This window comes from Mycobacterium bohemicum DSM 44277, assembly GCF_001053185.1.
Lineage (GTDB): Bacteria > Actinomycetota > Actinomycetes > Mycobacteriales > Mycobacteriaceae > Mycobacterium > Mycobacterium bohemicum.
In genome coordinates, this window is sequence record NZ_CSTD01000001.1 from 1,910,730 (window position 1) to 1,926,287 (window position 15,558).

Below are 15,558 nucleotides of genomic sequence, written 5' to 3' on the forward strand. Positions count from 1 at the left end.
CATATCGTCAGTTCTCCTTGGCGTCGAACGTCACTTGAAGCGCCGTCGGCGAACGGAAGGGCTGGCCGTGAATGTGCGGATCGCCGTCGGTGGACAGGGTGAAATTGGTCAACCGATTCAGCAGACATTCCAGCGCGACGCGGGTTTCCAGACGCGAGAGGTGCAGGCCCATGCACGTGTGCTCGCCGGCGGCGAACGAGATGTGCGGGGACTGCTTTCGAAAGATGTCGAACTCCTCCGAACGCTCCCAGCGCCGCTCGTCGCGGTTGGCCGAGCCGATGCACACGCCGACCACCGCGCGCGCCGGGATCTGCACCCCTTCCAGTTCGGTGTCTTCGGTGGTGAACCGTTGGACCGTGGTCAGCGGGGTCTCAAAGCGCAGCGCCTCCTCGATCGCCCGGGGGATCAGGCCGTGGTCGGCCTGCACGGCGGCGAATTGTTCGGGGTGGGTGAGCAACAGGTACAGCAGGTTGCCCGAAGACCGGTAGGTGGTCTCCAGGCCGGCGGGCAGCAGCAACCGCAGGAAGGAGTAAATGGCTTCGTCGGTGAGCTTTTCGCCGTCGATTTCCGCGCTCACCAGATCGCCGATGATGTCCTCGGTGGGCGTGGACCTGCGCCCCTCGATCTGCTCGAGGAAATAGTCCTTGAGCGCGGCCGACGCCTCGAATGCGCCTTGGTAGTCGACGTTGTAGCTGATCAACTGCACCGCGCGCTTGCGGAACGCCGGCAGGTCGGATTCCGGTAGCCCCAACAGCCGGGCGATCACGCGGGTGGGGAACTCGAAGGTGAACTGGCGCACCAGATCTGCCGCACCGGCGTCGGCGAAGCCGTCGATCAGTTCGTTGCAGACCGGCCGCACGATGGTCGATTCCCACCGAGCCAGCGCCTTGGACTTGAACGCCGCGGACACCAGGTTGCGGTGGTCGCGATGCTTCTTTCCTTCCATCGCCAAAATGGTCGGGCCCATGAACAGGCCGATGGTCTTGTCGTACGGCGCCGAGCTGAAGACCCGGCCGTCGCGGAAGACCGTGTTGACCGCGTCGAACGACATCGCCGAGTACTCGCTCTTGGGCAGCAGGGACTCCGGGGTTCTGGAGTAGTCCATGACCGTCCCGCGGAACACGCCGCATTCGCGACGCTTGCGGGCGAAGAACGGGTAGGGGTCCCTCAGGCTGACGGTCTGATCGCCGGGACCGGCGGCGGCTTCAACATCGTTCGGCACAGGGTCTCCAGCATCTCCAGCATGAACGGCGGTCCTTGCTAAGCATCCTACTGTAATTCTTACAGTAGACAACACCACCTGCTGGTAGCCCGATACCTGCCGGATGGCGCGCCACCGATTCGCGCTCTACGATCGACCCGCCGCGTCGCCGCCCCCCGAACGCACCGGTAAAGGACCTCCACCATGCCCACGCATGCCAAGCCCGCGTTGCCGCTTCGAACCGTGTTCGGAACCGAGAAGGCCCGCTCTTCACTCGTGATCGGCGCGCTCGGTGTGGTGTTCGGCGACCTTGGGACCAGCCCGATCTACACCATTCAGACGATCTTCGACCCGAGCGATCCGCATCCCATTCCGATCACCACGGCAAACCTGTATGGAGTTGTGTCGCTGATCTTCTGGTCGGTGATGGTCGTCGTCACATTCACCTATGTCACCCTGGTGATGCACGCCGACAATCACGGCGAAGGCGGCATCATGGCGCTCATCACCCTGGTGCGCGGCCTGGTCGGCCGAGGGGGTCGCCGCGCCGCGATGATGCTCGCGGTGCTCGGGGTTTTCGGTGCTTCGCTGTTCTTCGGGGACAGCATGATCACCCCGGCGATCTCGGTGATCTCATCGGTCGAGGGTCTGAAGGTGATACAACCGCGGTTGGGTGGCTGGGTCGTCCCGATCACCGCGGTGATCATCGTTCTCCTATTCGCCATTCAGAGCCGCGGCACCGCGGCAATCGGGCGGGTGTTCGGGCCTGTCATGGTCGGGTGGTTCGTGGCGATCGGAGCGTGTGGCGTCCAAGGGATCGCCGCGCATCCACAGATCCTCAGGGCACTGTCGCCGGTCTACGCGCTGACATTCATGGGCGGCCACTTCGACGTGGCGTTCTTTTCGCTGGCGGCGGTCGTGCTGGCGGTGACGGGCGCAGAGGCGCTCTACGCGGACATGGGCCACTTCGGTCGGCCGGCAATCACTCGGGCGTGGCTGTTTGTTGTCCTGCCCGCGTGCGTGCTCAGTTATTTCGGCCAGGCCGCGTTGCTGCTGGGCAACACGAGACTGGTGAATGCCCCCTTCTTTCTGCTTCCGCCCGCCTGGGCGCGATTAGCGATGGTGGTGCTGGCCACGGCGGCAACGGTCATCGCCTCCCAGGCGGTGATCACGGGCGCCTACTCGGTGGCTTCGCAAGCGGCTCAGCTCGGCTACCTGCCCAGGCTGCGGGTCGTCCACACGTCCGAGTCGACGATCGGGCAGATCTATGTGCCGTGGATCAATGGTCTGCTGATGGTCGCGGTGCTCATCCTGGTGTTCGCGTTCCGCAGCTCGGCGGCTCTGGCCTTTGCCTTCGGCATGGCGGTGACGGGGACCATCACCATCACCACGTTGCTCTTCTTCTACACCGCGCGCACACGATGGGGAACGCCCAGGTGGTTGATCGCGATCGGCGCAGGCTCTTTGCTGTCGGTCGATCTGCTCTTCGTAGCGGCGAACCTGACCAAACTGATTCACGGGGCGTGGGTGCCGCTCCTGATCGGCGCAACGGCTTTCACGGTCATGACCACGTGGCAGCGCGGCAGCGATCTGGTCACGCAAGCCCGGGCTCGGGCGGAGGGACCGCTGCGCGAATTCATCGCCCACCTGGCCGGCCACCGCCCGCCGCTGGTGCGGGTCGCCGGCACGGCGATATTCCTCAACCGTGGCAAAGAAACCGCGCCACTGGCGATGCGGGCCAATGTCGAACACAACTACGTTCTGCACGAACATGTGGTGATCATGTCGATCGAGACCATGCCGGTACCGCGGGTGCCCGACGCGGAACGCACGGAAGTCGACACCCTGGGCTACGCACAAGACGGGGTTATCCACGTCACCGCGCGATTCGGCTACATGGAACGGCCCAACATCCCGGGCGCGCTGCGCCTGCTCGATCCGCGACAAACCGAGGGCCCGATCGCGGTCGACGACGCGTCGTATTTCCTCTCGAAGCTCGAACTGCGGGCAGGCTCGGCGCCCACGATGGCCGCGTGGCGCAAGCGTCTCTTCGTGGCCACCTCCTACATCGCCGCGGACGCCGCCGAGTATTTCGGCTTACCCATCGACCGGACGGTCGTCATGGGTGCGCGGATCGAGGTGTAGCGGTTCTACGCACCCGGTCACTGCCCGTTCGTGGCCTGCTCGCGGGCCCAGCGATAGTCGGCCTTGCCGGACGGGCTGCGTTCGATCACCGAACGGAACACGACGGCCTTCGGCAGTTTGTAGCGGGCCAGCGATTGCGCTGCGTGCGAGACCAATTCGTCCGCACCGACGTCGGCGCCGGCGGCGAGCGCAACGACGGCGACCACCTCCTGGCCCCACCGCTCGCTCGGCCGCCCGGCGACCACCACGTCGGCCACCGCGGGATGTGACGCGATGGCCGTCTCCACCTCCTCGGCGAATATCTTCTCGCCGCCGGAATTGATGGTCACCGAATCGCGGCCCAGCAGTTCGATGGTGCCGTCGGTGCGATGGCGCGCGCGGTCACCGGGAACCGCGTAGCGCACCCCGTCGATCACCGGGAACGTCGCGGCGGTCTTGGCCGCGTCGCCCTTGTAGCCCAGCGGGACGTGCCCGCGCTGCGCAAGCCAGCCGATCCCGCCGTGGCCCGGTTTCAGGATGGTGGACAGGTCCTCGGCCGCCACGAACGTGTCGGGCCCGGCGTTGAAGGTGCCCGTCGACACCGCCCCCGACATGGACATGTGGTGCATCTGCGCCCCGGTCTCCGAGGACCCGACCCCGTCGACGACGACGGCATTGGGCAGGGCCTCGATCAAGCGCTGCTTCACATACGGGGTGAGCAGGGCGCCGCCGTTGGCGACCACGGCCAACGACGACACGTCGGCCCCCCTCTCTTGAACGCCCCTCTCGATCGCGGCCACCAACGGTCGCGCCATCGCGTCGCCGACCACCGTCACCACCGACACGCGTTCCCGCTCGATGGTGCGGACGACATCCTCGGCGTCCAGATGATCGACGACCGAAGGGAAAACGACCGACTGGCCGGTGGTCAACGCGGTCATCACGGTCCACTGCGCCGCGCCGTGCATCAGCGGCGGCAGGACCATCAGCTTGGTGCCGGGCCCGGCGGTCGCCGTCGCGACGATCTGGTCGAGGGAGTCGGCGGGTTCGCCGGTCACCATGTTCCGCCCGCCGAACGACGTCATGAAGATGTCGTGCTGGCGCCACAGGACGCCCTTGGGCATCCCCGTGGTGCCGCCGGTGTACAGCACGTAGAGGTCGTCGGGGGAGTGCCGCACCGGCGGCGGCTCCGGCGCGCTCGAGGCGATCGCTTCCTCGTAATCCACTGCGCCGTCCAGCAACTCGTTGCCCGAATCATCAGCGATCTGGATCAGCACCCGCAACTGCGGGAGTCCGGACAGGATCTCGGCGACGCGGGGGGCGAACGCCGCGTGGTAGATCAAAGCGGTCGCCCCCGAGTCCGCCAGCAGGTACTGCAGCTCGGCCTTGACGTAGCGGAAGTTGACGTTGAAGGGCGCGACCCTCGCCAGGAAGGCGCCCAGCAACGCCTCGACATATTCGTTTCCGTTGTAGGCGTAGATGCCCACCAGGTCTTGGCCCACCTCGTGGCCGGCGATCGCGGACCGCTCGGTGTGGCAGCCCAGCCCGCGGGAGTGCAGATACGCGGCGAGCCGGGTGGCGCGCTCGACCACCTGCCGGTAGGTGAACCGGCGCCCGCCGTGGATCAGGTAGTCGCGATCGGGAATCGCCGCCGCGACCGCGCGGGCGACGGCGGGAACAGTGAATTGCGTTGCGGTCGTGGACATCTGCTTCTGGTAGCCCTCTCATTATGTATGCCGAGCAGACGCAGAATCGCATCCGCAATGCTCGCGCCGTGCGATTCTGCGTCTGCTCGCCAAGCGAGAGTTGCCTCTCATGGCTGGTGGGGGAGCAACCGGACCATCAACCCGTTGGCTTCGCTGCGCAGCGTCCCGTCGGCGCAGGTCATGCTAGCGGAGATGAAAACCTTCCTGCCCTCGACGCCGGTGATGCGACCGTGGGCGGTCAGCGGCTCGTCGATCGGGGTGACCTTGCGGTAGTCGACATGCAGGTAGGCCGTGCGGGTCGGGCGAATTCCCGCCGTGGAGACCACCATCCCGAACAACCAGTCGTAGAACAGCGGGATCATGCCGCCGTGCACCGCATCGTTGCCGCCCACGTGCGCCCGGGTGAAGTGTCCCCGCATGCGCACGCCCTCCGCGTCGGACCCGGTCATCACCCAGGGGGGCAGCAGGGGATGACCCAACCCGGGCAGCCCGATCGCTCGACCGGCCGGCGCGACGCCCTCCGGCACCTGATTACCGTCCAGCAAGGCGCAGGCGTCGGCGATGTGCCCGGCCGCCGCCGCCCACGCCGAGCCCTCGGGATCGGTGCAAACGGCGAGGTCGTGCAGGCGGCGCAGCTCGGTAACGAACCGGTCGAGTCCGGGGTGCGGGTGGTTGGCCGGCTCGATGATCGGAAACCCGCCCTGGGCTTCGGGCGCGGTGTCGGTCATGGCCGCTCCCATACCCGAAGCAGCTCGTCGGTCGTGGTGATGGTCGCGAGCAACGACAGGGTGTTGGCGATGACTGCCTGCCCGTAGTCGGCGGGGACGCCGGCGACGGCGTCTCGCGGGACGACGACGCGGTAGGACGCGTTGACGGCGTCCATGACGATGTTGGGGATCGCGATGTTCAATGAGACGCCGATGACGACGATCGTGGAGACGCCCAGGTTCCGCAGCACAGAATCGAGGTCGGTGCCGCCCATCGGCCCGACGCCGTGCCAGCGGCTCAGCACGAGATCGGTTGGTTCGGGCCCCAATTCGGGTAGCAGGGCCGCCCCCGCGCTACCGGGCGCAATGTCGACCCCGCCGATGGCGAAGATCTTGGCGTTGTGGTTGGAGCCCAGTCCGTCGGGCCGCCGCTGCACCAGGCAGTGCACGACGCGTGCGCCCGCCGACCGCGCCGCCGGCACCAGCCGCACGATGTTGGGCAATGCGACGCGCCGGGCCTCCTCGGCGAGCGCGGCCAGCCCCGCGCGCGGCCCGACGACCGCCCCCTGGCACTCCTGGGTGATGAGCGCCGTATGCCCGGGCGCCACCAGTTCGTGAAGGGCAGTCATGCCGGCACGTCGTAGAACTGGGTGGCCCATTCGCGCAGTGCCATGTACCCCTTCGCGTCGGCCTTGGACAGCGGCGGGTGTTCCACGTATTTCTGGTAGCGCCAGATCTGCAGATCGTCGAAGACCGTGGACAGGAACTGCCTTTCGATGAGGTCGCGCAGGCGGCCTTCGGGCACCGCGTTGGTGTCGCCGGGCAGGCGCGGCCACCAGATCGAGTAGAAGAGGTCCGAACACTCGTCGTCGACCGGCGTGCAGGTGAAGATCAGCCGATGATTCTGGGCGCCCTCGAACACGCTGATCGCCCCGCCGAGCCCGAAGAGGTGGCTGTGGAAACGCAACGCCAGATCCCCGGGGTTGTCGCTGCGCTCGTCGGGCCACCCCGCGACGAATTGCCATTCGGGACCGACGGTCTTCCAGTCCAGCACCAGCGGCGTGACGGTCGCGTGGTGCACGTACTCGAAATGAGCGCTGTCAGGGGCGTTTTCGGCAACGGTCTGCGGGTGCACCGGTTCGCGCTCGGCGCGCCGGGAGAATTCCGGATAAGCCCGGTAGTAGGCCGAGGGGTCCGTCTCGAACTGGGGGAACTTCCCGAAGATGTCCGGCATCTCCCAGTGCGGCTCCTTGCCTTCCGGGTGATGCCAGATGAACACGCAGTCGTACTGTTCGCGCACGGGGAACGTTCGCAGCCGCAGCGCTCGGTTGGGCCGGTCGGGTTGATACGGAATGTGGCGATTGGAGCCGTCGGGTCCCCAGCGCCAACCGTGGAACGGGCATTGCACGCAGTCGTCCACCACCGTGCCGCCGTGGCCCAGATGCGCGCCGAGGTGCTTGCAGTGGGCTTCCAGGACGTGCAGCGCGCCGGTGGCGTCGCGGTAGGCGACGAGGTCCTCGCCGAAATAGCGCAGGGGCCTGACCTCGCCGACCGGGAATTCCGGAGACCACCCGATCATGAACCACCCGGTGACCTTCCAGGTAAACGGTACTTTCACGGCGCGCCTCTCCGGAGGATACTAAGTCGGTTACAGTATAGATTTCAGCAGGTCGGCAGGACCCCGTCTAGGGTGCGGCGGCAAGGAGCGTGATGGGCGGAGATGATCTCCGGGCGGCGCAGCGTCCCGGCGACGCCGCGCGCTGGGATGCGCTGGTGATCGGGGCCGGGTTCTCCGGCCTCTACATGCTGCATCGCCTGCGTCAGTTGGGGCTGCGGACCCGCGTGCTGGAGATGGCCGAAAACGTCGGGGGAACCTGGCTATTCAACCGGTACCCGGGCGCGCGGTGCGACATCGAAAGCATCGAGTACTCCTACAGCTTCTGCGAGGAGATCCAGCAGGAGTGGGTCTGGACCGAGACGCTGCCGGCCCAGCCCGAGATCGAGGCATACCTGAACTTCGTCGCCGACCGGCTGGACCTGCGCCGGGACATCGAGTTCGACACCGAGGTCGTCGCGATGGCGTTCGACGAGGACGCCGGCGAATGGGTGGTGCGGACCAGGGCGGGTGCGGAGCTGCGCGCCGCCTTCGTCGTCGCGGCCTCGGGGATCCTCTCGGTGCCGCTGGAGCCCGACATTCCCGGCATGGCCAGCTTCGACGGCACGTCGTTGTTCACCAGCCGATGGCCAAGGGCGGGCGTCGACCTGGTCGGCAAACGGGTGGCCGTCATCGGCACCGGCTCGACGGGCGTTCAGCTGATTCCGGTGGTGGCCCAAGAGGCGTTGGAGCTCTACGTGTTTCAACGCTCACCCGCCTACACCCTGCCGTGGCGGGTGCGGCGGTTCGAGCCCGGCGAGCTCGACGAGATGAAGGCGCGCTACGGCGAGATCCGTGCGGCCCAGCGGGCCCACCCGATCGGGGCGGCGCGGCTGAGCGCCTTCTCGGTGCTGTTCGAGATGCTCGGCAGACCGCCGTTGAAGTCGGCGACGCGCGAAGAGCAACTGCGCGCCATCGACGAGAACGGTGTCATGGGCGCCCTCAATTGGGGCGACATCTTCTTCGACATCGAGGCCAACCGGATGGCCGCCAAGCTGTACGGGGAGGCCGTCGCGCGCGTCGTCAAGGATCCGGATACGGCGGCCGCCCTGGTGCCGGATCATCCCTTTGCGTGCAAGCGACCGATCATCGACTTCGGCTATTACGAGACCTTCAATCGGGATAACGTCACGCTCGTCGACCTGCGCACCGCGCCGATCACCGCGGTGACACCGACCGGAATCCGCACCGCCCGCAACGCCTACGAACTCGACGTCATCATCTACGCCACCGGATTCGACGCGATGACCGGCGCGCTGAACCGCATCGACGTCCGCGGGCGCGACGGCATGTCGCTGCGCGACTTCTGGGCCCGTGAAGGGCCGCTGTCGTACCTGGGGCTGGCGGTCGCCGGCTTCCCCAACCTGTTCACCATCCAGGGGCCGGCCAGCCCCAGCGCGACGACGAACTTCGTGGCGGCCCTCGAGCAGCACGTGGAGTGGATCGGCGACTGCCTTACCTACCTGCGCGACAACGGAATCCGCACCATCGAGGCGCTGCCCACCGCGCAGCAGGAGTGGGTCGACCACACCACCGCGTTGGTCGCGCCGACGGTGTTGGTTCACCCGTCCTGCAACTCCTGGTACAACGGCGGCAACGTGCCCGGCAAGAAACGGATGTACATGGGCTACACCGGCGGGATCCCCGAGTACCGGCGCCGCTGCGACGAGATCGCGGCCGGGGGCTACACCGGCTTCAAGCTGGCGTAAGTGGGTCTGGTTTAGGGTGAGTGCCATGTCAGGGGCGACGCGCGTGCTGGGCGTGGGCCGGGACGCGGTTCGCGAACTGGGCCTGCTGGTGCCGCGCACGGTGGCCGGGCTGAACGAATCCAGCGGTTGGGCCCCCGCGTCACCGCGCGGCGTCCGCCAATTCGGCGAGGTCATGCTCGACGAGCTTGCGCTGAGCGTCTTTTCGCTGTTGGGCGGCAACCCGCCGGCGATGCGGCCCATGGAAAGCTGCGCGGCGGCGGCCGAGGAACTGTCGGCCCTGGGCATCGACCGTGCGCATGCCGAGCCGGCACCGCTGCGCGTGACGTCGACACGGCGGCGCCGGATCGCCGGCCTGGCCTACGAGAGGCTCACGTTCGAACACGATCCGATGCTGCCCGCAACGTTGGAAGCCGGGGGTTTCGGCGGCCCGGCGAGGGCGGTGGTGCACCTGTGCCGGCACGACGACGGTCCCCGGCCCTGGTTGGTCTGGGTGCACGGCGCCGGCCAGGGCGGCACCGAGGACCTGTTGCTGTCCCGGATCGGCCGCATCCATCACCAGTTGGGGTTCAACGTCGCGATGCCCGTGCAGCCCGGCCACGGTTCGCGGCGACGGGAATGGCCGGCGTATCCGGACATGGATCCGCTGGGCAACGTCGCGGGCATGATGCGCGCGGTGTCGGAGGTCCGGGCCGTCGTTCGCTGGGCGCAGCCGCAGGCGAGCGCCGTTGTGGTGGCCGGGATTTCGATGGGGACGCCGGTTGCGGCGCTGGTTTCCCACCTGGAACGCGAGGTCGACGCGGTTGCGCTGTACACCCCGATCCTGGGGCTCAACGGGATGATTGCCCGGCACCTGGCCCGCTGGGGCCCCTCCCGCGGCGCGTTCCAGGAGCTGCTGAGTTCCCCGGAAGTGTCGCAACTGACGTCGGTCATCGATCCACTGGCCGTCGATCCCGCTCCGCCGCCGGACCGGCGGCTCATCGTCGGCGCGTGGCATGACCGGATGGCGATGCGCGAGCCCGCGACATTGTTACAGGAACGCTGGGGCGGGCGGCTGTACTGGTATGACGGCAGCCACGTGGGCCACATCTTCTCCCGGCGCGTGCAATCGGTGACCGAGCGATTCCTGCGTGGCGTCGCCGAGGGCGCGACCGGGTGACCCCCACCGTGCGCACGGCGCGTGAGGTCGTCGAACTCTACAACCTCGTGGTGTGGAACCGGTGCGACCTCGATCTGGCCGAGGAGTTACTGGGGGACACCGTGATCCGTCACGAGGTGGGCGCCTCGCGCACGCTGACGCGGGCCGAGGCGGTGCGCCGCGTGGCCGACGTGTGGCGCCTGTTCGAATCGTTGCGCTTCGACCTCAACGTCGTCGTCGAGGGTGAAGACGGCGAGCACGTCGCGATCGTCTACAACTCGACCATGACCACCGCCGACGGCACCGAGACGAACATCGGCAGCATCGAGGTGTTCCGCGTCGTCGGCGGAAGGATCACCGAGGTCTACAACTGTGGCTACGGGCAAGGAGTCTGGACGTGAGCGAATCCGCACTGAACGAATTGGGCTATTACCTGCTGGCCGGGGCGGGCGGTGAGGGACCGGCGACCTTGATGGACGAGGCCCGCCGCGGCGAGGAGTTGGGCTTTGGCACCGCCTTCATCTCCGAGCGCTGGAACGTCAAGGAAGCGTCCTCGCTGTCCGGGGCCGCCTGCGCGGCCACCACGCGCATGCAAATCGCCACCGCGGCAACCAATCACAACACCCGCCATCCACTGATCACCGCATCGTGGGCCACCACGATGCACCGGCTGTCCGGAGGCCGCTTCACGCTTGGCATCGGCCGCGGAATCGCCGCCATCTACGGCGCTTTCGGCATACCCGCGGTCACCACGGCCCAGATGGAGGATTGGGCCCAGGTGATGCGCCGGCTCTGGCACGGCGAGGCGATCTTCAACCACGACGGCCCGATGGGCAAGTACCCCGTCCTGTTTCTCGACCCGGACTTCGACGAGGACATCCGCCTGGCTCTGGTGGCGTTCGGCCCGAACACCCTCGAGCTGGGCGGCCGGGTCTTCGACGACGTCATCCTGCACACCTACTTCACCCCAGAGACGTTGCAGCGCTGCGTCACAACGGTCAAGACCGCCGCCGAGAAGGCGGGCCGCGACCCCGCCGACGTGCGCGTGTGGTCGTGCTTTGCGACCGTCGGCGACCACATCGGCGAACAGTTGCGGCTGAAGAAGACCGTCGCCCGCCTGGCCACCTACCTACAGGGCTACGGCGACCTGCTGGTGCGCACCAACGACTGGGATCCCGCCGTGCTGCAACGGTTCCGCGAGGACAAGGTGGTGACGTCGATCGCGGGCGGCATCGATCACAAGGCCACGCCCGAACAGATCGAGCACATCGCGACGCTGATACCCGAGGAGTGGCTGGAGCCCTCGGCCACCGGGTCGGCCCGCCAATGCGTGGACCGCATCCGCAAGGAGTTCGACTACGGGGCCGATGCGGTGATCATGCACGGCGCGACACCCGACGAACTCGAGCCCGTCGTCGCACAATACCGGGCGAGCGCCCAACCTGCCCGCGGGGGAGCCGTCACGGCATGATGACCGTACGGCTCACCGGCTCGGCTGCCGCCTGGCGGCTGGACAGGCCACGCAGCAGGGAAGCCAGCAGCGCGTCCCGGGTCTCGCGCGGATCGATCAACTCATCGAAGCCCATGCGTTCGGCCGACCGGTACGACGCCTCCAGCTCGGCGTCGCGCAGCTTGGCCGACAGGTCTTCGCCGGCGTGCGAGGCGCGACTGAGGGCCGCCGCGCTCATCGCGCCCATCGTCGCGCCGGGATAGGCGAACGTCGCGACCTGCTGGTCGAACCCCAACAGCGACATGACCATCGAGCCGAACCCGTACGCCTTGCGCAGCGTGAGGTGCAGCTTGAGCGTGGTGGCCGCGGTCTGCGCGGCGAACATCCGCGCGCCGGCGCGCAGCACGCCGCTGCGCTCGGACCGGCTGCCCGGCAACATGCCGGGGTTGTCGGCGAGGAAGACGATCGGCAGGTGAAAGGAGTCGGCCACCATGATGAAGTGCGCAGCCTTGTCGGCGGCGTCGGCGTCGATGGACCCGGCCAGCACCTGAGGCTGGTTGGCGACGACCGCGACCGGGTGCCCGCCGAGATGGGCCAGCGCGCAGATGATCGCCCGTCCGTACCTGGGTTGCACCTCGAACCAGTCGGCGCTGTCGAAGACCACGTCGAGCACGGCGCGCATGTCGTAGACGCGGCGGTTGTCCCGCGAGACGATGTCCAGCAATTCCGGTGTGGCCCGCGGGGCCGCCGCCGCCTCCTCCGGCGGCAGTGACGGTGGGTAGGACCACGCGCTCGGCGGAAAATAGGACAGATAGCGACGGATGTCGTCGAGCACCGCCTCGTCGTCCTCGGCGACGTTGTGGATCACCCCGCTGGGCAGCGCGACGTCCGGTCCGCCGAGGTCTTCCTTCGAAATGTCTTCCCCGGTGGACTCTTTGACCACCGGGGGGCCGGCGGTGAAGATCGCGCCCTGGGCGCTCATGATCCGGAAGTCGCACACCGGGGCCACCAGCGCGCCATGCCCGGCCGACGGGCCCAGCACGGCCGCGACGGTCGGGACGCGCCCCGAACACTGCGTCTGGGCGAGCAGGTCCGTCGGGGCGCGCCCGTAATGCCCCCCGGTGGGACGAAAGCCGGCCCCTTCGAGCAGCATTACCAGCGGAATCTTGTCCCGCAGCGCCATTTCGGCAATCCGGTAACGCTTGGAGTTGCCTCCCGGGCCGATGCTTCCGGCCATCGTGGTGAAGTCCTCGGCGCCCAGCATCACCGGCGAGCCGTTGATCCGACCGGAACCGACCACCAGCCCGTCGGCGGCGATGTCGCCACCGACCAGCGTCCCGAACTCGTGGAAGGTGCCGGGGTCCAGGAGTCGCTCGATTCGGGCGCGCGCGTCGAGCTTGCCCTTACCGCGGTGCTTCGCCAGGCGGTCGGGCCCGCCCATGCCCCACGCGTGGTGCCGCCGCCGCTCGAGATCGCCGAGCGTTTCCTCCCAGTCCTGGGCCTTGGCCATGCCATGTCCTACCTCTTGGAAGCGCCTCTTGACGAGCAGGGTCACATACTGGATTGCTTACTGTAAAGTAGCCCGCATGGCTGGCGCCCCCCGACTCAAGCTGGACGGGGGCATTCCCAATCGGCTCGCGGACGCGGCCGCGGCGGCCGCCGGTCTGGAACGCGACGGCTACGCGGGCGGGTGGACGGCCGAAACCAGTCACGACCCGTTCCTCCCGCTGCTGCTGGCCGCCGAGCACACCGCACGGCTGGAGCTGGGCACCAACATCGCGGTCGCGTTCGCGCGCAACCCGATGATCGTCGCCAACGTCGCGTGGGACCTGCAGGCGTATTCCCGGGGCCGGTTCAATCTCGGCCTGGGCACCCAGATCCGGCCGCACATCGAGAAGCGATTCAGCATGCCGTGGAGCCATCCCGCGCGCCGGATGCACGAGTTCGTCTCCGCGCTGCGCGCGATCTGGCAGGCTTGGACGGACGGCACCAAGCTGCGGTTCGAGGGCGAGTTCTACACGCACAAGATCATGACCCCGATGTTCACCCCAGAGCCCCAACCCTATGCACCGCCAAGGATTTTCATCGCGGCCGTCGGCGAGGCCATGACCGAGATGTGCGGGGAGGTCGCCGACGGTCATCTCGGCCATCCGATGGTCTCCAGGCGCTACCTCGACGAAGTGACGCTGCCCGCGCTGCAGCGCGGCATGCAGCGCAGCGGCCGCGCACGCCAGGACTTCCAGGTCGCGGCCGAGGTGCTGGTCGCCACCGGCGAGAACGACGCCGAACTGGCCGCCGCCATGTCGGCCGTGCGCAAGCAGCTCGCGTTCTACGGATCCACACCGGCGTACCGCAGGGTCCTCGAGGTGCACGGCTGGGGCGATCTGCAGCCCGAACTGCACCGGTTGTCCCTGGACGGGCAGTGGGACGCCATGGCCGCGCTGATCGACGACGAGATGCTGGCGGCGTTCGCCGTCGTCGGGCCCGTCGACGGAATCGGCGCCGCCCTGAAACGTCGCTGCGACGGCTCGGTCGATCGCGTGCTGCCGATCCTCATGACAGCATCCCCCGCCTGTGTTTCAGCCGCACTGAAGGAGTTTCGCGAGTGAGCACGACCATCATGGACGAGGCCGCCAAGCTGCTGGCGGACCCGTTGGCCTACACGGACGAGCCGCGGCTGCACGCCGCGCTGGCGCACCTGCGCGCCAACGCCCCGGTGTCGCGGGTGGAAGTGCCCGGCTACCGGCCCTTCTGGGCGATCACGAAACACGCCGACGTCATGGACATCGAGCGCGACAACGCGCTGTTCACCAACTGGCCACGCCCGGTGCTGACCACGATCGAGGGCGACGAGCAGGCCGCGGCGGTGGGTGTGCGCACGCTGATCCACCTCGATGACCCGCAGCACCGGGTGGTGCGCGCGATCGGCTCGGACTGGTTTCGCCCGAAGGCGATGCGCGCGTTGAAGGTTCGCGTCGACGAGCTGGCCAGGAACTACGTCGACAAGATGGTGGCCGTCGGTCCCGAATGTGATTTCGTTCAGCAGGTCGCCGTCAATTACCCGCTGTACGTGATCATGTCGCTGCTGGGGCTGCCGGAGGCCGACTTCCCGCTGATGCTCAAGCTGACCCAGGAGCTGTTCGGCAGCGAGGACTCGGAATACCGGCGCGGCACCACGAACTCCGAACAGCTGCCCGCGCTGCTGGAGATGTTCGAGTATTTCAACGCGGTGACCGCGTCGCGCCGCGAGCATCCGACCGACGATCTCGCGTCGACCATCGCGAACGCCCGCATCGACGGCGAGCCGCTCTCGGACATCGACACCGTGTCCTACTACCTCATCGTGGCAACCGCGGGGCACGACACCACCAGCGCGACCATCTCCGGCGGCATGCAGGCTCTCATCGAGAACCAAGACCAGCTGGCGCGCCTGCGCGGCGACCTTCACCTGATGCCGTTGGCCACCGAGGAGATGATCCGCTGGGTCACCCCGGTCAAGGAATTCATGCGCACCGCGGCAGAGGACACCACCGTCCGCGGCGTGCCGATCACCGCCGGTGAATCCGTGCTGCTGTCCTACGTGTCGGCCAACCGCGACGAGGACGTCTTCGACGAGCCGTTCCGCTTCGACGTCGGCCGCGACCCCAACAAACACGTGGCCTTCGGCTACGGCGTGCACTTCTGCATGGGCGCGGCCCTGGCCCGCATGGAGGTCGACAGCTTCTTCTCCGAGCTGCTGCCCAGGCTGAAATCGATTGAGCTGAATGGTGATCCGGAACTGACCGCCACCATCTTCGTCGGCGGCCTCAAGCACCTGCCGGTTCGGTATTCCCTGCTCTGAGCCCGCCATCTACCCTGGACGGGTTAGCGAT

General features: G+C 67.7%; 13 protein-coding genes. 7 read left to right on the plus strand and 6 right to left on the minus strand.

Features of this window, described 5'->3' with window-relative positions; translation table 11 throughout:
- Positions 1 to 7 precede the first annotated feature (7 nt).
- Positions 8 to 1,222: a cytochrome P450 gene (locus BN971_RS08730; RefSeq protein WP_085183153.1), complete on the minus strand. Its 1,215-nt coding sequence runs from the start codon at positions 1,220 to 1,222 to the stop codon at positions 8 to 10.
- A gap of 183 nt (positions 1,223 to 1,405) precedes the next feature.
- On the opposite strand from BN971_RS08730, the gene BN971_RS08735 reads away from it, so the two are divergent.
- The gene (locus BN971_RS08735) at positions 1,406 to 3,346 is read left to right on the plus strand and encodes a potassium transporter Kup (protein WP_085183152.1); all 1,941 of its coding nucleotides are present in this window, start codon (positions 1,406 to 1,408) and stop codon (positions 3,344 to 3,346) included.
- Positions 3,347 to 3,363: 17 nt separating this feature from the next.
- Here BN971_RS08735 and BN971_RS08740 read toward each other — a convergent pair whose 3' ends face one another.
- From BN971_RS08740 to BN971_RS08755, 4 genes are all read right to left on the minus strand, one after another.
- Positions 3,364 to 5,031 (minus strand): acyl-CoA synthetase, encoded by a 1,668-nt coding sequence (locus BN971_RS08740; protein WP_085183151.1) that lies wholly within the window; start codon positions 5,029 to 5,031, stop codon positions 3,364 to 3,366.
- A 107-nt stretch (positions 5,032 to 5,138) separates the two neighbouring features.
- Positions 5,139 to 5,759 carry a PaaI family thioesterase gene (locus BN971_RS08745; RefSeq protein ID WP_085183269.1) on the minus strand — a complete coding sequence of 207 codons (621 nt, stop codon included), beginning with the start codon at positions 5,757 to 5,759 and terminating at the stop codon, positions 5,139 to 5,141.
- Entirely contained in the window at positions 5,756 to 6,367 is a 612-nt protein-coding gene (locus tag BN971_RS08750) for a cysteine hydrolase family protein (RefSeq protein ID WP_085183150.1), read from the minus strand. The genes BN971_RS08745 and BN971_RS08750 overlap by 4 nt, the downstream gene beginning before the upstream one ends.
- Positions 6,364 to 7,356 carry a Rieske 2Fe-2S domain-containing protein gene (locus tag BN971_RS08755; protein ID WP_085183149.1) on the minus strand — a complete coding sequence of 331 codons (993 nt, stop codon included), beginning with the start codon at positions 7,354 to 7,356 and terminating at the stop codon, positions 6,364 to 6,366. The genes BN971_RS08750 and BN971_RS08755 overlap by 4 nt, the downstream gene beginning before the upstream one ends.
- 92 nt (positions 7,357 to 7,448) lie before the next feature.
- On the opposite strand from BN971_RS08755, the gene BN971_RS08760 reads away from it, so the two are divergent.
- The 4 genes from BN971_RS08760 to BN971_RS08775 are packed head-to-tail and all read left to right on the plus strand — an operon-like array spanning position 7,449 to position 11,707.
- On the plus strand, positions 7,449 to 9,101 hold the full coding sequence (locus tag BN971_RS08760) for a flavin-containing monooxygenase (RefSeq protein WP_085183268.1): 1,653 nt from the start codon (positions 7,449 to 7,451) through the stop codon (positions 9,099 to 9,101).
- A gap of 25 nt (positions 9,102 to 9,126) precedes the next feature.
- Positions 9,127 to 10,257 (plus strand): PHB depolymerase family esterase, encoded by a 1,131-nt coding sequence (locus tag BN971_RS08765; RefSeq protein WP_085183148.1) that lies wholly within the window; start codon positions 9,127 to 9,129, stop codon positions 10,255 to 10,257.
- Positions 10,254 to 10,637, plus strand: coding sequence for a nuclear transport factor 2 family protein (locus tag BN971_RS08770; protein WP_085183147.1), 384 nt, complete (start codon positions 10,254 to 10,256; stop codon positions 10,635 to 10,637). The genes BN971_RS08765 and BN971_RS08770 overlap by 4 nt, the downstream gene beginning before the upstream one ends.
- Complete coding sequence (locus BN971_RS08775; RefSeq protein ID WP_085183146.1) at positions 10,634 to 11,707, plus strand: TIGR03857 family LLM class F420-dependent oxidoreductase; 1,074 nt, start codon at positions 10,634 to 10,636, stop codon at positions 11,705 to 11,707. Before BN971_RS08770 ends, BN971_RS08775 begins: the two co-directional genes overlap by 4 nt.
- Here BN971_RS08775 and BN971_RS08780 read toward each other — a convergent pair.
- On the minus strand, positions 11,697 to 13,196 hold the full coding sequence (locus BN971_RS08780) for an acyl-CoA carboxylase subunit beta (protein ID WP_085183145.1): 1,500 nt from the start codon (positions 13,194 to 13,196) through the stop codon (positions 11,697 to 11,699). The two genes, BN971_RS08775 and BN971_RS08780, sit on opposite strands and share 11 nt — an antisense overlap.
- Before the next feature lie 76 nt (positions 13,197 to 13,272).
- On the opposite strand from BN971_RS08780, the gene BN971_RS08785 reads away from it, so the two are divergent.
- The gene (locus BN971_RS08785; RefSeq protein WP_085183144.1) at positions 13,273 to 14,295 is read left to right on the plus strand and encodes an LLM class F420-dependent oxidoreductase; all 1,023 of its coding nucleotides are present in this window, start codon (positions 13,273 to 13,275) and stop codon (positions 14,293 to 14,295) included.
- Positions 14,296 to 14,306: 11 nt separating this feature from the next.
- Positions 14,307 to 15,527 (plus strand): cytochrome P450, encoded by a 1,221-nt coding sequence (locus BN971_RS08790; RefSeq protein ID WP_085183267.1) that lies wholly within the window; start codon positions 14,307 to 14,309, stop codon positions 15,525 to 15,527.
- The last annotated feature ends 31 nt before the right edge of the window (positions 15,528 to 15,558 follow it).

What these genes read in the sequence shown, in the direction of transcription:
- BN971_RS08735 (WP_085183152.1), top strand. Translation starts at nt 1,406, where the DNA reads ATGCCCACGCATGCCAAGCCCGCGTTGCCGCTTCGAACCGTGTTCGGA.
- BN971_RS08745 (WP_085183269.1), bottom strand. Translation starts at nt 5,759, where the DNA reads ATGACCGACACCGCGCCCGAAGCCCAGGGCGGGTTTCCGATCATCGAG.
- BN971_RS08790 (WP_085183267.1), top strand. Translation starts at nt 14,307, where the DNA reads ATGGACGAGGCCGCCAAGCTGCTGGCGGACCCGTTGGCCTACACGGAC.
- BN971_RS08785 (WP_085183144.1), top strand. Translation starts at nt 13,273, where the DNA reads ATGGCTGGCGCCCCCCGACTCAAGCTGGACGGGGGCATTCCCAATCGG.
- BN971_RS08740 (WP_085183151.1), bottom strand. Translation starts at nt 5,031, where the DNA reads ATGTCCACGACCGCAACGCAATTCACTGTTCCCGCCGTCGCCCGCGCG.
- BN971_RS08750 (WP_085183150.1), bottom strand. Translation starts at nt 6,367, where the DNA reads ATGACTGCCCTTCACGAACTGGTGGCGCCCGGGCATACGGCGCTCATC.
- BN971_RS08780 (WP_085183145.1), bottom strand. Translation starts at nt 13,196, where the DNA reads ATGGCCAAGGCCCAGGACTGGGAGGAAACGCTCGGCGATCTCGAGCGG.
- BN971_RS08765 (WP_085183148.1), top strand. Translation starts at nt 9,127, where the DNA reads ATGTCAGGGGCGACGCGCGTGCTGGGCGTGGGCCGGGACGCGGTTCGC.
- BN971_RS08760 (WP_085183268.1), top strand. Translation starts at nt 7,449, where the DNA reads ATGGGCGGAGATGATCTCCGGGCGGCGCAGCGTCCCGGCGACGCCGCG.